Origin of the sequence: Microcoleus sp. D3_18_C4 (genome assembly GCF_036702355.1) — a bacterium.
Taxonomy (GTDB): Bacteria; Cyanobacteriota; Cyanobacteriia; order Cyanobacteriales; family Microcoleaceae; genus Microcoleus.
Window position 1 is genome coordinate 35,887 of record NZ_JAUBTF010000010.1, and the last position, 20,360, is coordinate 56,246.

The 20,360-nt window shown below is 45.7% G+C and carries 28 protein-coding genes; 19 read left to right on the forward strand and 9 right to left on the reverse strand.

The window, feature by feature from the left end:
* Positions 1 to 150: 150 nt before the first annotated feature.
* Positions 151 to 2,922, reverse strand: a complete 2,772-nt coding sequence (locus QUA90_RS07150) for a phycobilisome rod-core linker polypeptide (RefSeq protein ID WP_333444619.1) — start codon at positions 2,920 to 2,922, stop codon at positions 151 to 153.
* 465 nt (positions 2,923 to 3,387) lie between these two features.
* Between QUA90_RS07150 and QUA90_RS07155 the strand changes: the two genes are divergently transcribed.
* Both QUA90_RS07155 and QUA90_RS07160 read left to right on the forward strand, forming a co-directional pair.
* Positions 3,388 to 3,564, forward strand: a complete 177-nt coding sequence (locus tag QUA90_RS07155; RefSeq protein WP_333318896.1) for a hypothetical protein — start codon at positions 3,388 to 3,390, stop codon at positions 3,562 to 3,564.
* Between the two features lie 37 nt (positions 3,565 to 3,601).
* Positions 3,602 to 4,786: a class I SAM-dependent methyltransferase gene (locus tag QUA90_RS07160; RefSeq protein WP_333444621.1), complete on the forward strand. Its 1,185-nt coding sequence runs from the start codon at positions 3,602 to 3,604 to the stop codon at positions 4,784 to 4,786.
* 372 nt (positions 4,787 to 5,158) lie between these two features.
* Here the strand turns inward: QUA90_RS07160 and QUA90_RS07165 are convergent, their stop codons facing one another.
* Positions 5,159 to 5,488 carry a PIN domain nuclease gene (locus QUA90_RS07165; RefSeq protein WP_333444623.1) on the reverse strand — a complete coding sequence of 110 codons (330 nt, stop codon included), beginning with the start codon at positions 5,486 to 5,488 and terminating at the stop codon, positions 5,159 to 5,161.
* Positions 5,489 to 5,770, reverse strand: coding sequence for a hypothetical protein (locus QUA90_RS07170; protein ID WP_333444625.1), 282 nt, complete (start codon positions 5,768 to 5,770; stop codon positions 5,489 to 5,491). It abuts the gene before it with no gap.
* 518 nt (positions 5,771 to 6,288) lie between these two features.
* Between QUA90_RS07170 and QUA90_RS07175 the strand changes: the two genes are divergently transcribed.
* The 8 genes from QUA90_RS07175 to QUA90_RS07210 all read left to right on the forward strand — a co-directional run bounded on the left by QUA90_RS07175 (position 6,289) and on the right by QUA90_RS07210 (position 9,893).
* Positions 6,289 to 6,462 carry a hypothetical protein gene (locus QUA90_RS07175; protein WP_333444627.1) on the forward strand — a complete coding sequence of 58 codons (174 nt, stop codon included), beginning with the start codon at positions 6,289 to 6,291 and terminating at the stop codon, positions 6,460 to 6,462.
* A gap of 94 nt (positions 6,463 to 6,556) precedes the next feature.
* The gene (locus QUA90_RS07180) at positions 6,557 to 6,802 is read left to right on the forward strand and encodes a hypothetical protein (protein ID WP_333128634.1); all 246 of its coding nucleotides are present in this window, start codon (positions 6,557 to 6,559) and stop codon (positions 6,800 to 6,802) included.
* 349 nt (positions 6,803 to 7,151) lie between these two features.
* Complete coding sequence (locus QUA90_RS07185) at positions 7,152 to 7,505, forward strand: hypothetical protein (protein ID WP_333444629.1); 354 nt, start codon at positions 7,152 to 7,154, stop codon at positions 7,503 to 7,505.
* Positions 7,506 to 7,568: 63 nt separating this feature from the next.
* Positions 7,569 to 8,336 (forward strand): hypothetical protein, encoded by a 768-nt coding sequence (locus QUA90_RS07190; protein WP_333444631.1) that lies wholly within the window; start codon positions 7,569 to 7,571, stop codon positions 8,334 to 8,336.
* 153 nt (positions 8,337 to 8,489) lie between these two features.
* Positions 8,490 to 8,666 carry a hypothetical protein gene (locus QUA90_RS07195; protein WP_333444633.1) on the forward strand — a complete coding sequence of 59 codons (177 nt, stop codon included), beginning with the start codon at positions 8,490 to 8,492 and terminating at the stop codon, positions 8,664 to 8,666.
* Positions 8,667 to 8,850: 184 nt separating this feature from the next.
* The gene (locus QUA90_RS07200) at positions 8,851 to 9,075 is read left to right on the forward strand and encodes a DUF433 domain-containing protein (RefSeq protein WP_106332354.1); all 225 of its coding nucleotides are present in this window, start codon (positions 8,851 to 8,853) and stop codon (positions 9,073 to 9,075) included.
* Positions 9,072 to 9,404, forward strand: a complete 333-nt coding sequence (locus tag QUA90_RS07205; RefSeq protein WP_333444636.1) for a DUF5615 family PIN-like protein — start codon at positions 9,072 to 9,074, stop codon at positions 9,402 to 9,404. Before QUA90_RS07200 ends, QUA90_RS07205 begins: the two co-directional genes overlap by 4 nt.
* Before the next feature lie 123 nt (positions 9,405 to 9,527).
* A complete protein-coding gene (locus QUA90_RS07210) occupies positions 9,528 to 9,893 on the forward strand; it encodes a DOPA 4,5-dioxygenase family protein (protein WP_333444638.1) in 366 nt (121 codons plus the stop codon).
* Positions 9,894 to 9,953: 60 nt separating this feature from the next.
* On the opposite strand, the gene moaA is transcribed toward QUA90_RS07210, so the two are convergent.
* On the reverse strand, positions 9,954 to 10,943 hold the full coding sequence (gene moaA, locus QUA90_RS07215; protein WP_333444640.1) for a GTP 3',8-cyclase MoaA: 990 nt from the start codon (positions 10,941 to 10,943) through the stop codon (positions 9,954 to 9,956).
* Positions 10,944 to 11,129: 186 nt separating this feature from the next.
* On the opposite strand from moaA, the gene QUA90_RS07220 reads away from it, so the two are divergent.
* The 9 genes from QUA90_RS07220 to QUA90_RS07260 all read left to right on the forward strand — a co-directional run bounded on the left by QUA90_RS07220 (position 11,130) and on the right by QUA90_RS07260 (position 18,023).
* Positions 11,130 to 11,579 (forward strand): nitrate reductase associated protein, encoded by a 450-nt coding sequence (locus tag QUA90_RS07220; RefSeq protein WP_333327147.1) that lies wholly within the window; start codon positions 11,130 to 11,132, stop codon positions 11,577 to 11,579.
* Positions 11,580 to 11,908: 329 nt separating this feature from the next.
* The gene (locus tag QUA90_RS07225; protein WP_006631103.1) at positions 11,909 to 12,370 is read left to right on the forward strand and encodes an ATP synthase subunit I; all 462 of its coding nucleotides are present in this window, start codon (positions 11,909 to 11,911) and stop codon (positions 12,368 to 12,370) included.
* 55 nt (positions 12,371 to 12,425) lie between these two features.
* Positions 12,426 to 13,184, forward strand: a complete 759-nt coding sequence (gene atpB / locus QUA90_RS07230; protein WP_333071398.1) for a F0F1 ATP synthase subunit A — start codon at positions 12,426 to 12,428, stop codon at positions 13,182 to 13,184.
* A gap of 128 nt (positions 13,185 to 13,312) precedes the next feature.
* Complete coding sequence (atpE, locus tag QUA90_RS07235) at positions 13,313 to 13,558, forward strand: ATP synthase F0 subunit C (protein ID WP_006631105.1); 246 nt, start codon at positions 13,313 to 13,315, stop codon at positions 13,556 to 13,558.
* A 97-nt stretch (positions 13,559 to 13,655) separates the two neighbouring features.
* The gene (locus QUA90_RS07240) at positions 13,656 to 14,141 is read left to right on the forward strand and encodes a F0F1 ATP synthase subunit B' (protein ID WP_006631106.1); all 486 of its coding nucleotides are present in this window, start codon (positions 13,656 to 13,658) and stop codon (positions 14,139 to 14,141) included.
* Positions 14,142 to 14,228: 87 nt separating this feature from the next.
* On the forward strand, positions 14,229 to 14,756 hold the full coding sequence (locus QUA90_RS07245) for a F0F1 ATP synthase subunit B (RefSeq protein ID WP_190740265.1): 528 nt from the start codon (positions 14,229 to 14,231) through the stop codon (positions 14,754 to 14,756).
* 3 nt (positions 14,757 to 14,759) lie between these two features.
* On the forward strand, positions 14,760 to 15,305 hold the full coding sequence (atpH, locus tag QUA90_RS07250; RefSeq protein ID WP_333327144.1) for an ATP synthase F1 subunit delta: 546 nt from the start codon (positions 14,760 to 14,762) through the stop codon (positions 15,303 to 15,305).
* 118 nt (positions 15,306 to 15,423) lie between these two features.
* The gene (gene atpA / locus QUA90_RS07255) at positions 15,424 to 16,941 is read left to right on the forward strand and encodes a F0F1 ATP synthase subunit alpha (RefSeq protein WP_333162173.1); all 1,518 of its coding nucleotides are present in this window, start codon (positions 15,424 to 15,426) and stop codon (positions 16,939 to 16,941) included.
* A gap of 131 nt (positions 16,942 to 17,072) precedes the next feature.
* A complete protein-coding gene (locus QUA90_RS07260; RefSeq protein WP_006631110.1) occupies positions 17,073 to 18,023 on the forward strand; it encodes a F0F1 ATP synthase subunit gamma in 951 nt (316 codons plus the stop codon).
* Positions 18,024 to 18,455: 432 nt separating this feature from the next.
* Here the strand turns inward: QUA90_RS07260 and QUA90_RS07265 are convergent, their stop codons facing one another.
* From QUA90_RS07265 to QUA90_RS07285, 5 genes are read right to left on the reverse strand one after another with little or no spacing between them, the layout of a single operon-like run.
* On the reverse strand, positions 18,456 to 19,034 hold the full coding sequence (locus QUA90_RS07265; RefSeq protein ID WP_333444643.1) for a Uma2 family endonuclease: 579 nt from the start codon (positions 19,032 to 19,034) through the stop codon (positions 18,456 to 18,458).
* Positions 19,035 to 19,074: 40 nt separating this feature from the next.
* Positions 19,075 to 19,389 carry a DUF2442 domain-containing protein gene (locus QUA90_RS07270; RefSeq protein ID WP_333444645.1) on the reverse strand — a complete coding sequence of 105 codons (315 nt, stop codon included), beginning with the start codon at positions 19,387 to 19,389 and terminating at the stop codon, positions 19,075 to 19,077.
* Between the two features lie 26 nt (positions 19,390 to 19,415).
* Positions 19,416 to 19,628: a helix-turn-helix transcriptional regulator gene (locus tag QUA90_RS07275; protein ID WP_333444649.1), complete on the reverse strand. Its 213-nt coding sequence runs from the start codon at positions 19,626 to 19,628 to the stop codon at positions 19,416 to 19,418.
* 57 nt (positions 19,629 to 19,685) lie between these two features.
* Positions 19,686 to 19,898, reverse strand: a complete 213-nt coding sequence (locus QUA90_RS07280) for a helix-turn-helix domain-containing protein (RefSeq protein WP_332948907.1) — start codon at positions 19,896 to 19,898, stop codon at positions 19,686 to 19,688.
* A gap of 54 nt (positions 19,899 to 19,952) precedes the next feature.
* On the reverse strand, positions 19,953 to 20,165 hold the full coding sequence (locus QUA90_RS07285) for a helix-turn-helix domain-containing protein (RefSeq protein ID WP_190735550.1): 213 nt from the start codon (positions 20,163 to 20,165) through the stop codon (positions 19,953 to 19,955).
* Positions 20,166 to 20,360 lie beyond the last annotated feature (195 nt).

Here is a 20,360-nt window from a genome sequence, read left to right on the forward strand (position 1 = left end):
TCCCAACTAAAATAAGACTTTTATATCCTCTTTATCTGCGGTTAAAAATACCCCAATTATACAAAAAAAAGGCTGGCAATTACACCAGCCCTTCAATTAATTTGAGATGTTAAATTAATGTTAATTTAATATCTCAAACCTCAAATCAATCTAGCTTCTGTCAGTAGCAGCTACTGGCTCAAAGCTTGGAACCACCAACTCATCATTCTGCTTAGTGAGTAGATTGTACAGCCTTTCAGTATTCGGGAAATTCGCAGCAGGCAGAGTCGGGAAGCGACGGTAAGGAACAGTATCCTCGCCAAACGCCTCGGCATATTCAACGCTGTTCAACATCGCGTTGATAAAGCCCTTAATCCCTTTACTTGCCAAGATTTGGTTGTACGTCCGAATCTCCGCTTGATTGCGGGGAGCGCGGCCCAAGAAGTGCTTGGTTCCCAACTCAATCACCTTAGTATTCGGATAAGGTGCGTAGAACTGTTTGATGTACAGCGACGAGCAGCCCAAAGCCTCAATGAACTCCTTGAGATTGATTTCATTGTTGCCCAGTTTGCTTTCCAGCGCCGTGAATTCATTCTTCACAACATACGGGTTGATGTCGCGCTCAAAAATTTGACGGTAAGTAGCTTGAATTAAAGTTTTCAAAGCTACTTTGTCCGAAGTAGTCGTCAGCTTGAACACCTTAGTTTGTTCACGCCGCTTGCTGACACCTTGAGCGAGGCTATTTTGTAACTCGAAATCGCCCCGATCGAGCGCAGTGCCGAGTTCGATAAACCGAGGAGTTTCGGGCGTCTGAGCTTGGACATTTTGCTCAGCGACGGAACCCGATCGCATCGTCCGCATCGACAAACCACCGGGAGTCACATAGCGCTCGTAGGGCACTGTATCTTCCCCGAAAGCTTCGTTGTACTCCGTGCTGTCCATGATGCTATCGACCAGCGCGTAGAAACCCTTCTTGGCGCAAATGTCAAAGTAAGCGTTCATTTCCTGACGGCCATAGGTAGGGCGTCCCAGGAGTCGGCGGTGAATGTACTCGATCGCCTTACAAACGTAGAGCTTGCTCCAGTACATATTGCGGAACACGTCCGACTTCGCCAACATCCGAATAAACTCGCGCATCGGAATCTCGCCGTTTTCCAGCTTAATTTCCGCTACCTTTTGGCGCTGGCCGTCGAACACGTCGCGACCGAACACTTGCAGGTAAGCTGCCCGAATCACCGCTTGGGTGGAACTTTCGGTATATTTGACACTGGAAGCATTGCTGTAGCTGCTAGAGACACCGCGGGCCGTTTTCTTGGAAGCAACATAGTTGCTCGGTAACTGGTCTAATTTAAAGACCTTGGGGCCCAGAGAACCAGGAGCAGCACCGCGAGCCGCCGGATTGCTCAACTGATTGTCAATCCCCGCACCTTGACGGATCAGGATACGGCGAGTGTCTTTGCCGAAGGGAGCCGGACGGCTCTTGGGGTTGCGAGTTTCTTTGGGGAAAATCGCGCCGAACTGAATTTCTAAGGGGTCATTACCAACACCGTAAACGTGCTGGTCTGGCAGAGGCTGGTTGTAGCCGGCAAACAAGGTGATGAACTGAGGAACCTTGCGGAACGGAGCGCTGAAATTGAACAAATCAATTTGCGGGCCCCAGTTGCGACACTCCTGAGCTTCTTGGCCCAAACCGCGTAGGTAAGGCACTGTTTCTTCGCCGAAGTAATCGGAATATTCCTGGGAATAGACCATCGCGTCTACGAGGGCTGGCAGGCCGCCTTTGCTGACGATCGCAAAATACTTGCTAAATTCCTCCCGCGAGCTCAAACCGCGACCTAGGAAGTGACGAGCGGCTAATTCTACAGCGCGGCTGTTGACAAACGGCTCGTAGAATTGCTGACGGTACAGAGGAGATTTACCAAGGCGGCGAATAAACTCTTTCATCGAGATTTCGCCATTTTTGACCTTGGATTCCAAGTCAGAAATGCTTTGGCTGTATGCGCGGCTAATGTCGCGCTCGAATACTTGGCGATAAGCGGCTTTGATTACTTCTATCTTTTCTGCCGATGACAGACCGGTTTTCATGACGAATTTCGATCGCCGCTCGGCTGCGTTGAAGTAGATTTGAGGCAGTTGCAAGCCTTGCTGGTCGTTGCTTTCGCGCTGCCGCACCTTGTCTGAAGGTGTGGGAGCTTTGAATTCGGTAATTGCTACGTCGAAATACTGTCCGACGATCGCACTTGCCTCTGCATTGTTTCTGAAATAGCCCAAAGATGCTGCCTTCATTTCCTGCATTGCCACAATTGTGGCCGCCGAAGAGCAAGCATTTTCGATGATTTCCCGCAATCCGCGCACGTTCACCGAAATAATGTTCGGGTCGCCCGCGACGATCGCGTAGGTGATGTAGCGCAAAAACCAGCTCAAGTCGCGCAGAGATTTGGTCATGTTGCCCGGGCCGTAGCGCGAGACATTGATCGGCTGAAATCCTGCTGGGATTGGGCCGCTGTAGCCGCCACCGTTGCCAGAAAATAGATTTCCTAGCCCCAAGAAACCACCGCCGCCACCGCCGTTGCCACCAGCGCGGCTTTCTACGTAGGTGACATTTCCCAGTTTCATGCCTTCAGAGACATTCGCCGAGCCGCCGCGAGCCGCGCCTGCTACAGCCATCGCAGGTTCTTGTGGTCTTTCCAAAAATGCCAGCGGGGAACCGCCGGTAAAAATCCGGTTGGCTGCGCGGGATACTATCAGTTCCGAGTTTTGGGTCAGCGTCGCAGAGATCTCGATCCGAAGAGCCCCGGAACTGAAATAACTTGCCAGTTCGCTGAGTTCGCCCCGCTGTAGGAAGCGGTCTTGCTGTTCTGCTTGCGAAATTGTTGCGACCGGTACAGTTTGATATAGTTGCGGACGCGCAACCGAGCTTCCACCACTTGCTTTTACAGTCATTAGACTCCTTAGCTCCCTATCCAAATAGTTGCAGCATTTAACCAGACTAACCTTGCCTTCTGATGCAGGTCAAAGTAGGTATTTTTGCTTTGTTTACTTTTTGCCTTTACCTGTCACGAGGTTCGGGCGCGCTTACTTTCTTAGATTAAAATGTTTTGGTTTCATCTTTCTGCCTGCGGGGAAATGTCCGATCCGAAGGCAGGCACGGGGTACTCCCTCCGCTGCACTCCGCCGGCATACCCGTGGAAAAAAAGACTCGGCAGGAGAGTTGCCTTTGGGCGATCGCAGCCAGTGCCTTGAATTAAAGGAAAAGAAAATCAAAAATTTTCTTCTGCCTGTTTCGGGGCCTCTTGCTCTCTTGAAAGACGCCTCCGCTTTACCCGACAGGTCAGCGGTGGGTTATTGACAGTCCTTGTTTGTTAAAAAGCCTGTCGAGATTTATTGTATAGATTTAAGAGAGCTTATATGAGAAAAAATGATAAGTTTTATTACGCAGAAGCTGTCAGGGCTTGGCTACCAGGGGTTAGTCGATCGCCCGATCCCTCTCTCTTAGGCTTCCCAACTTGGCGAGACGCCACTTTGGTTGCCAGTAAGGAAGCAATAGAAGTGCATCGCGTCGCGCTGTTCGTCCGTAGCTACTGACAACCAATCTCCAAACTCACGCACAATTACCTCACCTATGGATACTACGCCTGATATCAGTGCTGCCGTGCGGCGGCTTTACGATACTTTCCCTTTTCCGCCCGATCCTTTGTCCGATGAACCGCCGCCAGGATACAACTGGCGCTGGAGTTGGCCTGATGCTTACAATTTTTGCACCGGCCAAAAGCCGCCAAAACTCGATATTCGGATTTTAGATGCTGGCTGCGGCACTGGTTCGAGCACCGATTATCTGATTCACCTCAATCCTGAAGCTTCGGTGACGGCGATCGACCTGAGTGCCGGTGCTTTGAAGGTAGCACAAGAACGCTGTCGGCGATCGGGAGCGCGGGAAGCTGATTTCCGCCACCTCAGCCTGTACGATGCGGCTGAGTTAGAGGGCGAGTTTGATTTGATCAACTGCGTGGGCGTGCTGCACCACTTACCCGATCCGATCCGGGGCATTCAAGCGCTGGCGGCGAAGTTGGCGGAGGGCGGTTTGATGCACATTTTTGTGTATGCTGAGCTCGGACGCTGGGAAATTCAACTGATGCAAAGGGCGATCGCCCTTCTCCAAGGCCCGCAAAAAGGTGACTATCCCGATGGTGTGAAAGTCGGTCGTCAAATCTTTGCTTCATTACCAGAAAACAACCGTCTTGTCAAGTACGAAAAACAGCGTTGGGCAGGAGAAAATCAGCGAGACGAATGTTTTGCTGATATGTACGTTCACCCGCAGGAAATTGACTACAATATTGAGACTTTGTTCGAGTTAATCGACGCTTCGGGATTGGAATTTATTGGTTTCTCAAATCCGGGATATTGGCAGTTAGAAAGACTTTTGGGGAAAGCGCCGGAATTGATAGCAAGAGCTCAGGGTTTGACGGAAAGAGAGCTTTATCGATTAATTGAATTGTTGGATACGGAAATCACTCATTACGAGTTTTTCTTGGGCAAAAAGCCTGTTAATAAAATTGATTGGTCGGACGATAAGGCACTTTTGGCGGCAATTCCAGAGTTGAGTGGTTGTATGCACGGTTGGCCGAGCCAGCAAGTGTTTGATTGCAATTACCAATTGGTCAATTTGTCAAGTGCTGAATTTGAGTTTTTGCAAGGTTGCAATACCAAAACTGTGGGAGAGATTTTGGCGGATGTGGAGATGGGATTGGATGAAGTGCGATCGATCTTATCAAAACAGCTAATTTTGCTAACACCCCGTAAAATCTAAGGGCGGGCAAGATGCTTAACTCCTACTCCCCACAATCTAATTAGCTTTTTGTGGAACAGGCATCTTGCCTGTTCTTTGCTCGGAGTATAATTTATGTTAAATTCCCAATTAATCAAGGTTTTACAGTTGGAGGATTAACAGCCGTAATTTGTGAATAACGAGCGAAATCAGCAATGTTAAAAGTTAGGATATGGGTTAAACCATGAACTAGCATAGCAGCAACTAGCCGCGCATCATGAACGTTAACACCTATAATACCAATTTAATGTGAAGTTGCACATATCTCGATCCCCCTAAATCCCCCTTAAGAAGGGGGACTTTGAGAAGAATCTTGTCCCCCCCTTATTAAGGGGGGTTAGGGGGGATCAGATTCTATGCAGCCTCATAAAAAATTGGTATAACCTTATACGTTATCACCAGTCGCTCCCATTCTTGATAAATTGCTTCGGTATCCAACAACAGAGGAAAAAGCTGTTTTAAGCGATTAATTTCTGCCTCGGCTTCTGTTGCAGTACGCCCTAATCCATTTCTCTGGATCGGGCGCGTGCAAACGTTCCAAAACTCGATCAAATTTTGGGGTACGATATAAAGTTGTTCCCCGCGATCGCGCAGAGTAATCACGGCATTAACGGCATCAGGATTCATTGGGTGTGCTGTATCAATGCTACGCAGCAGTATGTTTGTATCTACGAGAAACGGCATTTAACCTCTGTCTCCATAAATGCTCTCTCTGCTAATACCTTCATCTGAAAGAGTGGGGAGATTTAGGGTACGATGACTGTCAACCCATTCTTGAAATGCTATTGACCATTCTGTTGGGGTAGCTGTTTCATAAAATGGACGTTGTTGAGGTTCTATTAGCTGTTTGAGCATCGCATCTAGTAATGGTTTAATCTGATCCGCCGTGCGGTTGGTGATTTTTCCCAAAACTTGAGTAATCGTCTGTATTTCTTGTTCGTGAGATTGCTGAAGATTGTGCAGCATAGTTATCCTTGAGTGTAAGTTTTTGGGATGATGATAACAAAATAAATCGCACTTTTTAAATTGATTTTAATATTATAACTCTAGCGCAAAGCCTAGGAAGTAGGCGATTGCTCGTTCCCAGGCTCCAGCCCATTGGTGACAACTTAAGACTGAAACCATTGATAAATCTCGCATTTAGCTAAGTCTAGATCCCCCTAAATCCCCCTTAAGAAGGGGGACTTTGAGAAGACTCTTGTCCTTAGTTTAGAGTCTGTAGATAACCCCTCTCTCTTACCCTTAAGAAGGGGGACTTTGAGAAGACTCTTGTCCCCCCCTTCTTAAGGGGGGCTAGGGGGGATCTGAGCTTAATACTCAAACAGCAGTCTGTGATTGGGTTTGACGTTAAGTTGTCACGAATAGGCTCTAGCCTGGGAACCAGTTAATCCTGGATGCACGTACTAGGATTTTCTGTCATTGCGAAGGTAGTGAAGCAATCTCAAAGCTGACGCACCTTTCCCAAATCCCAAATCCCAAATGGATTGACACAGGCCCCCGTCTGCGGCTACGCTTTGAAGTTAGAGGTTGCTTTGCTTGTAGAGGAAGTAGCCCGCGTCGCCCAAAAATCTAGTTGCACTGCCCAAAGCTGTTGCGAGCAGCAATGGACAGCTAACCGCCAAACTGATCACAGCAGTCTGGAGGCTAACGGAGTATGATAACACTCTCTGTAGCCGCCCTGCTATGTGTTGAAATGCGGGGCGGCTGGGTTTTTGGGTTTTTCTAGAAAACCCAAAACCAGGAGAACATATTATGTCACAGGAATTCTTGCCTGACGACAACAAATTTGCACGGCCAAATGACGACTCAGCAGCAGAATCGGAACAGGATGTGGTGTGTGTAACGGTTACAGGTTCGCCCAAGGGTGTCAGGGAAACCATACTCACCTTGTACCGCCTGGGATTTGCCCAAGTTGGCGATTGGAGTCCCCTACAACGTGCAGCTAATCCGAAGCAAGTAATGAGTGTGCTGATTCGCCGTCGGAAGCGCAAAGCGTAGGTGTTTGCTCGTTCCCAGGCCTTAGCCTGGGAACACATTCCATGAGCATCTGCCTCCTGTTTTTGTTTTTATCCGTTAGCGAGGCAGAGCCTCTGGATCTCGGTTCCCAGGCCTTAGCCTGGGAACCAGTTAATAAGACAAATATCAGGCACGTTATTTTACTAAATCAGGATAAGAGCATATCCTGATTTAGAGGCTGAAACATCTATAAATCAAGCTAGGCGGGGATACCCAAATTTCCCCGCCTAAGCCCTGTAACCCTTGCATTATGGATGGTATGGTATGTAAACACTTTATGTGATATATTAAAATTGACGTACAAAAGGATTACAATCAACCGAGGTTAAAAATGGCTTCTAAAAATGATTTTTTAGAAAAAGAAAATAAACCTATCAGGGTCTTACTCACTATTTATAAATGGGAAAGTAGAGGTCAACTAATGACCAGTAATTCCGATATTATAAGCTATATACGCATGAAAAATAATAAGGAATTATACGACATTTTAAAGTATTTACTAGATTGTGGTTGGATAAAAGAAATATCCCCCCTCACAGGATTACTTATAAAAAAACAAGGATATTATGCTGCTGTTGCACTTACAAAAACAGGATTAATATATGTAAAAAATGTGAAAAAGAAAATCAAAGAAGTTGATGAATCAATACTTCGTGATATTTTTGATTATCCTTATGTTGAATAAGAGTTTTAATGAGATTAATTAAAAGTTTTTAAATGGGATAATTTTGAATAATTAAGAGGCATTATGGGAGAAGCAAAACGCAGAAAAGCAGCACAAGCTAATGGTATTCAAACAGTACCTAAGAGCAAAAGTTATTTTACTAAATTTGAAAAATATTTTGCAAAGATGAGTGAAGAATTTAATTGCTACGGAAAGTTAGAATTATTACAAGCTCGCGAACAATCTCCCTTAGTGGCTGAAATTTGGCTGCGTATGCTTACTTTTTCTCAACTCGCAAAAGAAAGAAGTATTACGAAAACGGAAGCCGTAAATTTTTGGAAAACGTATTGGGAAGTTGATGTTGTTAATGTATTGGGAAGAATAGACATTAGACTTCCCCAACATTGGTATTGGCTGACTCGTATAAAAGGTATAAGTATATTAGCCGTAAACGAATTGCATAATTATTTAGGCAAGTCTTATAAAGATTTTTTAAAAGAAATTGAGACACAATATATTACGATTGGAGAAACAACCATAGAAATAGGATTAGCTTTTCACGAAAACTATATCATTTACTGGGGAGAAAACTTAATAATTCACAAAGGTAAGGATACTTCCAACGGCAAGGGTGAATTAAAGATAGCAGTAAAGCATTCAAGTGGGTGTTGGAATTATTTCCCTTCTCATGAGAATCTAACAATTAATTTATCAGATTATAAAAAGGCAAAGTTAGCATTAGAAAAATTTCCCGACCCTTTGAAAGGAGAATTAATGCACTCTCAATCTGGCAAACTTGCAGAAGTGTTGGGATTAAAAATTAAGGATAATTACGCCTATTTAATTAAATAAAATCGAATTTAAGAACGTGCCAGTGCTTCCACCTCTACCAGTTTTAAAAAAAGCTGTGGGTTGCAACGTGCGAGTGTGACGCAAAAAAGCTAGACCGCCACCGCTCCGACACTGCCAACACTCCCACCGCTCCAACCGTGGTTAGGTGCAATTGTGCCAGCCGTGGCAGTCCTCACCATCCAATCACCTCAAACTCACCCACACCGCCCTAAATGGTGCAATTTTGGAGCCTTGCCAGCCGTGCCAGCCGTCGGAGATGTGGAGACGATCGCCCCGTGTCGATCGGACTGCCGCCAATTTTGGAGTCTTATTGGTGGAAAACCCTACTAAATTCGGCAGACATCAAAGCCTGCCTTGCTTTTGCCACAGACCATGAGAAAACTGATCTGCCCTGGCTACTTTCAACGACAGGGTTCTTTTTTTCTCACTACTTGCTCAAACCTGAAATCCTGACCTAAACAAACCAGGATTATTTACAGGTATAATTACGCTTATTAGTACAAAATATTGCTTTATGGACTACCACGACATCATCACAATTGAACCGGGAAAACGCAGTGGCAAACCATGTATTCGGGGAATGCGAATCACCGTCTACGACATCTTAGAATATCTCGCAGGTGGCATGACGGAAGCAGAAATTCTGGAAGATTTTTCAGAACTAACTTCGGCAGACATCAAAGCCTGCCTTGCTTTTGCAGCCGATCGTGAGAAAAAGTTATTTGTGGCATCCCTGTGAAACTACTGTTGGACGAAAACCTCTCAGACAGAATTCTTCAGAGAATTATTGGTTTGTATCCCGATTCTGCTCATGTCAAAACCCTAGGACTGACAAATACTGATGATGCAGAAATTTGGGAATATGCAAAGACAAATGATTTTGTAATTGTTTCCAAAGATTCTGATTTTCATCAACGGAGTTTACTTTACGGTCATCCTCCCAAATTTATTTATCTCCGTGTTGGCAATTGCTCAACATCTAAAATTGTTCAAATTCTGCGATGTGAAATCGACATCATTAGTCAGTTTGGAGAGAGAGAAGCAGAGAGTATACTGGTATTGTCTTAGCATGAAACCCAAAAAGCAAAGACTGAGGAGAGATCAACTTAAGGAGTTTACAGGAGTGAAGAAAATATCCAGCAAGTTAAGCTAATATAAAGTTGTTGATCTCAGCTCAATAATCCACTGAAAATGATGAAAGAAGACACTGTTAACATCGTTGGTTTTCATGGACATATTTACTTCGACGCTGATAATCGCGATGCCGCAGCGCGTGTACGAGAAGGATTGACTCAGTTTGAGGTGCAGCTTGGGCGTTGGCAGGACAAACCCATTGGCCCCCACCCCCAAGCAATGTATCAAGTTGCATTTTTACCAGACCAGTTTGGCAAAGTCGTTCCCTGGTTAATGCTGAATCGTGAGGGGCTCGATATTCTCATTCACCCTGAAACAGGCGACGATGTGGCCGACCATACGAAACATTCTTTGTGGCTAGGAGAGAAACTAGAGTTGAATGTCGAAGTCCTGCGACCTAGGACAGGTAACGCCAGCTTATGATCTATCCGCGCGCAAGGCGAGAGCGTTACTTCAGACTGACTTATAGCTGATAATAGATAATTAGCCACCGATTTGAGACATGGTGCGGCTGTAATTTCCTTGAGTAGTTCCCGAATCTCGCTGCTTGAAATTAATCTCTGGTTTAATCTCTAATATGTGCCGCACTCGATCGCGCAATTCGCCTGTAGACACCCCATTCCGGAGAGCAGTTTTTAAGTCAATTTGCCCCGTTTCGTTCAGCAGACAAGGCCGCAGCCACCCGTCAGCAGACAAACGCATCCGGTTGCAGCGATCGCAAAAACACTCGGACATTTGGCTGATAAATCCTAAAGTGCCTTTCGCCCCCGGAATTTGAAACACATCCGCCGGCCCATTTCCGCGAACACCCGACCCGGCTAACCCGTATTTGTCGCTAATTTGTTGCCGCAATTCTGCCGATGCTACCCAACCTTTATCGCCAAATAAATCCCCATTGCCGATCGGCATAAACTCAATAAATCGAACGTGCCAATTCCGGTTAATTGTTAACGCCGCCAAATCCAATATTTCGCTGTCATTCACACCGGGAATTACCACAACATTCAGCTTCAGCGGGTCGAATCCAGCTTGATAAGCCGCTTGAATTCCCTCCCAAACCTGCGTCCATCGCGATCGTCCCCGACTACCAATTATCTTATCAAAAGTCTCCGGTTCCAAGGAATCCAAACTAATATTAATCCGGCGCAAACCAGCATTGTAGAGATTTTCCGCCATTCCCGCCAGCAAAAAACCATTAGTTGTCATTGACAAATCTCGCGTTTCGGGCATTGAGGCGATCGACCTTACCAATTCCACCACCCCAGGCCGCAGTAGCGGTTCCCCTCCAGTCAAGCGAAACTTGGTAAATCCCACGGGTATAAAAACTTCCCGCAGCAGAGTTAGCAATTCCGAGTGAGTTAACAACTGCTGCTGCAATACATAGTCCAACTCGCTACCTTCCGGCATACAGTAGAGACAGCGGAAGTTGCAGCGGTCTATCAAGCTAATCCGAAGGTAGTCTACGGTATCCATGTCAATAGTTTGTAATATTATTTAATTATAAATGCTGACTCGATTTTCTGCAATTATTGATAGAGAGCAATAAACCTGCATCAATTTCTTTTCACCTTCCCCCACCTCTCTTACTCTGCGCCCTCTGCGCCCTCTGCGGTTAATAAAAAAAATCTCATTCACAACTAAAATAAACTTGCTAAATATATGTTTTTTGAATTTGAAGCTGATTTTGTGGAAGCTTTGCGCTGCATTCCGATGCAAGTACGTCTCAAATTAGATACTTGCGGCATTAAATTGAAGTTGCAGGATTGGAATCATTTCAACCAAGCAGAACGTCAAATCCTTGTAGAGAAGCCTTGCTTGACAAAAGCAGAAATTATTGATTACCGAGAAAAGCTAAACCAAGTATTAATTCAACAGACAGGCAAACCGGGAACTGATTTGGCGGTTGATGAAAATCCCCCGTGGATGGATGCTGCAACTGTACCGGAGTCTGTTTCTGCAAAAGCGCAAGAGCTCGGCGTGACAATTTCTTTGGGACAGTGGGCGAGTTTGCAGCCACTACAGCGATTTGCTTTGATTAAGCTTAGTCGATCGAGCCACGAGAATAAAAATTTCATTCCGGCGCTTCAAGAGTTTAAGGTTATTGAATGAGATCGAATTTGAATTAACTCTTGTAGCGCGCAGAGGCAGACAACAGAGAGTTACCTCATCGATTCGGGCGATCGTCCTCTGTATTAACTCACTAAGTGAGGTTTACTTAGTGAGAAGCACGAGAACAATGTGTAAGAAAGTGGGGTCTGGCGGTAGGAGAGGTAGGGTGAGGTCGATCGGACATTGAACGGCTTGAGGTTTCCGAAGCGCCAGACACCAAATTCCGAAAATATGATTAATTTTATTTTAAGTATTGTTACCGCAGCGTGGTATGATTTTTCTGAGTTTGCAAAGCACTCGCCTGCTACCTGCATTAGTTTCTGAGCTTCGTGAACACGCAAAACACACCCACCGAACCCGCAGCAGCAAACGAGGATATTCCTCAAGCTGGCACAGTCTCGACAGTTTCGACAGCCTCGTCCGAGACTAGCAATCCCATGCAAGACTTTTATCGCCTCCAACAAGAGTTGTTGGCGTACACCCTTGCTTTTACGGCGATTATTTTTATCTCCGTTTGGATTTTTTACTCCCTCAATATTGCCCTGAATTATTTGCTTGGGGCGAGCACAGGTGTGGTTTACTTAAAGATGTTGGCTAGAGACGTTGAACGAATCGGCAGCCAAAATCAGCGCATCAGCAAGACAAGGCTGGGTGTGTTTTTAGCGGTGATGATAGTAGGAACACAGTGGAATCAGCTACAGATTTTACCGATATTTTTGGGATTTCTGACTTACAAAGCTGCGCTGTTGGTTTACGTGATCCGAAGTGCATTAGCACTAGACTACAGGTAGGTCAGGCAAGAAGAGCAAAACTCAACTCATCGATTTGTATGGGGAAGCCCGTTGAATGGCAATGCTTGACGTTCTAAACACCTTTAATCGTTTCCCCCTCGCCGAATTGGAAGTTGGCCAGCAGTTGTACTGGCAACTCGGCAATCTGAAAGTGCACGGGCAGGTTTTTCTAACCTCGTGGTTTGTAATTGCTGTTTTAGTCGTAGTTTCGATTTTAGGAACCCGCAAAATCCAGCGAATTCCCAGCGGAATGCAAAATTTTATGGAGTATGCGCTGGAATTTATTCGGGACTTGGCTAAAAACCAAATTGGGGAAAAAGAATATCGCCCTTGGGTACCGTTTATTGGTACATTATTTCTGTTCATCTTTGTGTCAAACTGGTCTGGCGCTCTAATTCCTTGGAAGCTGATTAAGCTGCCATCAGGGGAATTGGGAGCTCCTACCGCTGACATCAACACGACGGTAGCATTTGCACTGCTGACTTCTCTAGCATATTTTTATGCAGGTCTCAGCAAAAGCGGCTTGGGGTATTTCGCCCACTATGTTGAACCGGTGCCTTTCATGTTGCCGTTCAAAATCATAGAAGATTTCACTAAGCCTCTGTCCCTAAGTTTCCGTTTGTTTGGCAACATTCTTGCGGACGAATTGGTAGTCGGAGTGCTAGTGTTGCTAGTGCCTTTATTTGTTCCTCTGCCAGTGATGGTTCTGGGACTATTTACGAGTGCAATTCAAGCTTTGATTTTTGCTACCTTAGCCGCCGCCTACATTGGTGAAGCTCTAGAAGGCGGTCACGGCGAAGAACACCACGATTAACTAACGATAAACGGCGAAGCATGAGGGAGGAAAAAAATAATTTCTGAACTTAAACTTTCTACCGTAAAATCGGACAATTCTCTAGACTTTCTGTTCTCAATTTTGTACTTTAGATAAGGAAAATCATCATGAACCCAACAGTTGCTGCCGCTTCCGTAATTGCCGCCGCTTTGGCAGTAGGTTTAGCTGCAATCGGCCCTGGCATCGGTCAAGGTAATGCAGCAGGTCAGGCTGTAGAAGGGATTGCCCGTCAGCCGGAAGCAGAAGGTAAAATTCGCGGCACCTTGCTGTTGAGTTTGGCGTTCATGGAAGCGCTCACAATTTACGGTTTGGTCGTAGCCCTAGTGCTGCTGTTTGCCAACCCCTTCGCATAATAATTGAAAATTTTAGATTTGAGGTTTTGGCGATTCTAATCCAAAATCTCAAATCTAAAATCGATTAAGCGAATTAGATGGAAGCCGTCAAAAAATCATGATGCACTGGACAGTATTACTAGCAGTTGAAGAAGCGGCTAAGGAAGGGGGACTGTTTGATATAGATGCTACGCTGCCTCTGATGGCGGTGCAGTTTTTAATTCTAGTCGCAGTCTTGAATGTAATTTTTTACAAGCCGCTCAGCAAGTCAATTGACGATCGCGCCGATTACATTCGCAACACTCAAGTCTCCGCCCAAGAACGCTTGGCAAAAGCTCAGCAACTAGCGCAGCAGTACGAGCAAAAACTGGGAGAAACTCGCAAACAGTCTCAATCAGTAATTGCGGCTGCTCAAGCTGATGCCCAAAAAATTGGGGCAGCAAAAGTAGCTGAGGCTCAACAAGAAGCTCAAGTCGCGCGAGAAAAGGCTGGGCAAGAAATAGAGCAGCAAAAGCAAGAAGCAATGCGCTCACTAGAACAACAAGTAGACGCGCTCAGCGGCCAAATTCTCGAAAAGCTATTAGGGCAGTCGCTGGCCAAATAGCGAGACAGAAGAGTTTTAGATTTTTGATGGAATCTCAAATCTAAAATCGCTTCACCCAATCTGCACGCGCAATTATGGAAGAGTATCATGGGGACTGTTTTATTGCTAGCCACAGAAGCTAGCGGCGAAGGTGGTTTCGGTTTAAATTTCGATATTTTAGAAACCAACCTGATTAACCTGGTCATTATTATTGCAGTGCTGTTTTATTTCGGGCGCGGATTTGTAGGTAAAATCCTGACAGAGAGGCGTTCGGCCATCCAAGAGGCGATTCAAGAAGCAGAAAAACGCCAAAAAGATGCAGCAGCAGCTCTAGCAGAGCAACAGCAAAAATTGACTCAAGCGCAAGCAGAAGCGGAACGAATTCGTGCCGCGGCTGAAGAAACTGCCAAGAAAGCAAAAGAAGCAATTCTAGCTCAGGCAGCGCAAGACGTTGAAAGAATGAGAGCAACAGCAGGTCAAGAGTTGGAAGCGGAGCGGGAAAGAGCGATCGCCCAACTGCGATCGGCGGTTGTATCTCTGGCATTAGCAAAGGTGGAAAGCCAGCTAAAAACTAGCTTGGACGACAGCGCTCAACACCAATTAATCGATCGCAGCATTGCGTTACTGGGAGGCTAAAACGTGAGTACAGTCAGCACAGAAGTCTTACAGCCTTACGCATCTGCCTTGATGTCACTGGCTCAGTCCAACAATCTCTCAGACAAGTTTGGCGAAGATATTCGTTCCTTGCTGAGCCTGCTAGAAGGTTCGGAAGACTTGCGTCAATTTTTAGCCAATCCGCTGATAAAACCGGATGCTAAAAAAGCCGTGATTCAGCAAATAGCGGGTGAAGAAATGAACCCCTTGATGCACAGCTTTCTGAAGCTATTAGTAGACAAAGGAAGAATTCTTTTTTTAGAAGGAATTGGCAAACAATACTTGGCAAGGCTCCGAGAACTCAACCAAACAGTATTGGCTGAAGTTACATCGGCAGTCCCGCTTTCAGACGCTCAACAGCAGACTGTTCGCGAGAAAGTGCAGGCGATGACCAGCGCTAGAAGCGTAGAAATTGAAACCAAAATAGACGCAGATTTAATCGGCGGTGTGGTAATCAAAGTAGGCTCTCAAGTAATTGATGCCAGCCTGCGGGGACAATTGCGCCGTCTGGGAATTCGCTTGAATTCCTGATAGTTAATAGCTGATGACTATTAGCTAATTTAATTAGCAGTTAACGGTTGGTAGTTTTGAACAACTGATAACTGACCACTGACAACTGACAACAAACAACTGACAACAAACAACTGACATGGCAGCAATCAGACCTGACGAAATTAGCAGCATTATTCGCCAGCAAATTGAGCAGTACGACCAAGACGTAAAAGTCTCTAACGTCGGTACTGTTCTGCAAGTAGGCGACGGCATTGCTCGGATTTATGGCTTGGATAAAGCCATGTCTGGGGAATTGCTAGAATTTGCCGACGGCACCGTGGGCATTGCACTGAACCTCGAACAAGATAACGTGGGTGCAGTGTTGATGGGCCAAGGCCTCGGCATTCAAGAAGGTTCGGCAGTTACTGCTACTGGCAGAATTGCGGAAGTCCCCGTGGGTGAAGCAATGTTGGGACGGGTAGTTGATGCTTTGGCCCGTCCGATTGACGGCAAAGGAGAAATTAAAACTACTGAATCTCGCTTGATTGAATCTCCGGCACCGGGGATTGTTTCTCGCCGTTCTGTTTACGAACCCATGCAAACAGGAATTACCGCTATTGATGCGATGATTCCGGTGGGAAGAGGACAGCGGGAACTGATTATCGGTGACAGACAAACCGGTAAAACTGCGATCGCGATCGACACGATTATTAACCAAAAATCGGAAAACGTGATCTGCGTTTACGTGGCGATCGGTCAAAAAGCTTCTACAGTAGCTAACATCGTCAACGTCCTGCAAGAAAAGGGCGCGATGGACTACACGATCGTAGTAGCAGCCAACGCTAGCGACCCCGCAACACTGCAATACTTGGCTCCCTACACAGGTGCTAGCTTAGCCGAGTATTTCATGTACAAAGGCAAGCACACTTTGGTCATTTACGATGACCTTTCCAAACAAGCACAAGCTTACCGCCAAATGTCTCTGTTGCTGCGCCGTCCTCCCGGTCGCGAAGCTTATCCAGGAGACGTGTTTTACCTGCACTCTCGCTTGCTAGAACGCGCTGCTAAATTGAGCGACGACTTGGGCGAAGGCAGCATGACTGCTTTGCCAATTATCGAAACCCAAGCTGGTGACGTTTCTGCTTACATTCCGACGAACGTAATTTCGATTACCGACGGTCAAATCTTCCTTTCTTCTGACTTGTTTAACGCTGGTTTGCGTCCGGCAGTAAACCCCGGTATTTCCGTATCGCGGGTAGGTTCGGCAGCTCAAACTAAGGCGATGAAAAAAGTAGCCGGTAAGGTGAAATTGGAATTGGCACAGTTTGAAGAACTGGCAGCATTTTCTCAGTTTGCTTCTGACTTGGATAAAGCTACTCAGAATCAATTGTCGCGCGGTCAGCGCTTGCGGGAACTGTTGAAACAGCCGCAAAGTTCGCCTCTGCCGATGAACGAACAAGTGGCTGTAATCTATGCCGGTATTAACGGCTATATGGATGACATTCCTGTGGAAAAAGTCACCAAGTTTACTGTTGGTTTGCGCGACTATTTGCGGACTAGCAAGCCGAAGTACGGCGAAATTGTTCAAGGCGGAAAGGCCTTGACTGATGAAGCTGAAAAGCTGCTGAAAGAAGGCATCACTGAATACAAGCAAAGTTTTCTAGTTTCTGCGTAGTAGACAAGTAGGAATTTTGAACCGCAGATGAACGCGGATTAACGTAGATAATCTGAAGTTAATCTGCGTTACTCTGCGTTAATCTGCGGTTTTAATTAAGAAGATGCGGGCAAGGATGTAAGGAGAAAGTTATGGCAAATCTGAAAACTATTCGCGATCGCATTAAGTCGGTCAAGAACACTAAAAAGATTACAGAAGCAATGCGCTTGGTGGCCGCTGCAAAGGTGCGCCGCGCTCAAGAACAGGTGACTGCTACTCGGCCTTTTGCCGATCGACTGGCAGAGGTATTGTATGGTTTGGCGGAACGCTTGCAGTTTGAAAACCTGGATTTGCCGCTGCTGAAAAAACGCGAAGTGCGATCGGTCGGACTGTTGGTAGTTTCGGGCGATCGGGGTTTGTGCGGCGGCTACAACAGCAACATCATCAGATACGCCGAAAATCGCGCTAAGGAAATCAAAGCTGAAGGCTTAGACTACAAATACGTGTTGGTAGGACGCAAAGCTACTCAGTATTTCCAGCGCCGCGAACAGCCGATCGATGCTACTTACGCTAACTTAGAACAAATTCCCACAGCACCGGAAGCGGCACAAATCGCTGACGAATTGCTTTCTTTGTTCCTGTCAGGAACTGTGGACAGAGTTGAGCTAATTTACACCAAGTTTGTCTCGCTAATTAGTTCGCGTCCGGTAATTCAAACCTTGCTGCCCCTCGACCCCCAAGGTTTGGAAACTCCCGATGATGAAATCTTCCGCTTGACATCGCAAGGCGGACAGTTTCAAGTATCGCGCGAGAAGGTTGCTTCACCTACGAAGAGTTTGCCCAGGGACATGATTTTCGAGCAAGATCCGGCGCAAATTCTGGAGGCTCTTTTGCCCTTGTATTTGAACAACCAATTGCTGCGGGCTTTGCAAGAGTCTGCTGCTAGCGAGTTGGCGGCGCGGATGACGGCGATGAACAATGCTAGTGAGAATGCTAGCGATTTGATCGGTAGTTTGACGCTGACTTATAACAAGGCGCGGCAAGCGGCAATTACTCAGGAAATCCTGGAAGTTTGCGGCGGTGCTGAGGCTTTGAATGGTTAGGTTAGGTTTGACAATTTGTTGATTTTATGGTATGCGTCTGGGGGAACTCAGGCGCTTTTTTTAGTGAAAATACAAAAAAATTCGACGCTCTAAACTTACCTTGATATATCCCACATTCCGCACCGAGACTGTCAATCGATTTTAGATTTTAGATTTTAGATTTTAGATTGACCCCACGGATAAATGCGGGGGCTTGAGGATTTTCGATTTTCGATTTGGGATTGATTCCACGGATACATCACGTGGCGGGTACCCTCAAGAAATTCTTGGTCACAATCGGTTTTTTCGGGAGTAGGAGCGAAAATTAAGTTTTTTTTATACAAAGGTACCGCTCGCTCGTGGCAACGATCGGCAGTTTCAAGCGATCGAATAACCAAAATTCGTAGTGTGCCAGTTGGGGATGCGGAATGTGGGATGTATGGTGGCAATAATTTACCTGTTCATTAGTTGAGAAATATGGATGGTAAGATCGGGAAAAGCAAGGGGTTCAATGGTGCCAGTTCGGAAAGTATTTCGCTGCTGGTAAAAATCGCCTTCCGGGAAGCGAAACACAATTAATTGTCGATCGCGCAGGTTAACAACCCAATATTCTTCAATTCCGGCTGCTGCATAAATCTTGCTTTTTTCCTCTAAGTCTTTACTCAAACTGGAATCAGCATATTCAATCAGCCAAAAAATGTTTTCTGGATATGGGTGATGTTCCAGGTATATATCGTTGAGAGGTTGAACGACGGCAATATCGGGTTCGGGTTCTGAGTTATTTGGCAGAGTAATTGGTCTGGCTTCGCGAATTTGGGCTCTCGTAGATAATGCGACTCGCAATCGGTTGGCAAATCGATCGCTAAAATAAGTATGCGCCGTTCCTTCCGGTACCATTTCGACTATTACTCCATTTAGTAATTCAACTTTGCGATCGTTTAAAATGCCGGCTTCGATCATTTTATGGTAGTGATCTATTGTCCATTTTGCTGTAGTTAATGTCATCGCGATCGCTCCTTGCTTATATCTCACTATGACTTTTTGCTGAATTAACTTATTTTAGGCGATATACTCATGTTCTATGGGATTTTTTACGTTCTTCTAACCACCGCTGAAAAGACTTCTGAATTTCTCCAGACGGTTTACCGAGAATAATATTTTTGATGCTAATGTCTTCGTCAATATCAGGCCAGTGGATTCCATCATTTCCACCAATAAATCGCCAATTATTGCGTTCGTTTAGTGTGCTCTGCAATAGCCGAGGATACCAAGCTAAAGGAACAGAAATAGTACGACCATCGGATAGATCGACTGTTAGCGTGTCGTCTGTAACAACTACGTTTTGTGCTTGGGGGATTTCTAGCAACTCAACCATTAAAGAAGTCATTCCAACCTGCTAATAACTGCGATCGACTATTCCTGCACAATTTCATACAAATCTTCGATCGACAAATCAAAAGTCCTCGCCCACTTGTGCAAGGCTGTCACGTCAACTGTTGCTAATCCGGGCGATCGGGCATAGGTTCTGAGGGTACTGTAGACTACGCCCGATCGCTCTGACACCTCTTTGATCGTCCAGCCCTTCTCAGCAGCCAACTCTCGAACCCGCAACTTAATTAAGCCCATAACCTCTTGAGATGTGATTAATATAAGTCAGAGAATTGTACTGTAAAAAGCGATCGACTACTCTTTGACGACCTCAACCAAATCTTCCACCATCACGTCAAAAGTACGTGCCAACTTCAGCAGACAAGTAAAATCAACCATTGCCATTCCCGGAGAACGTGAATAGGTGGTGAGTGTGCTGTAAATGACTCCCGATCGCTCTGAAACCTCTTTGATCGTCGGGCCTTTCTCAGCAGCAAATTCTTTAACCCGCAATCTAATTAAACCCATTGACAAAAAACTAGATTTACTCTGGGATAAAATTTTATCCTAAAAAGCGATCGCTCACTCCTGCACAATTTCCACCAAGTCTTCAATCATTACATCAAAGGTGCGAGCCAACTTGTGTATAGAAATAAAGTCAATGGTTGACACTCCCGGACAGCGGGCGTAGTGTCTGACGGTGCTGTAAATTACTCCCGATCGTTCTGAAACTTCTTTCAGCGTCCAGCCTTTCTCGCTAGCTAGTTCTCTGACTTTTAACCTGACTAAACCCATACTTGACAAATGATGGTACACCATCATAGGATGGTTTTATCGTAAAAAGCGATCGCCCCAACGTCTGGAAAACTCAAGGACGATCGCCTATCAAAGTTCAAATCCCATATAAGGGACTGCTCTATCTATCAAATTCCCCAATCAGGAATCTATCTATCCAAATCAGGAATCGATCTATTCAAATCAGGAAACTTA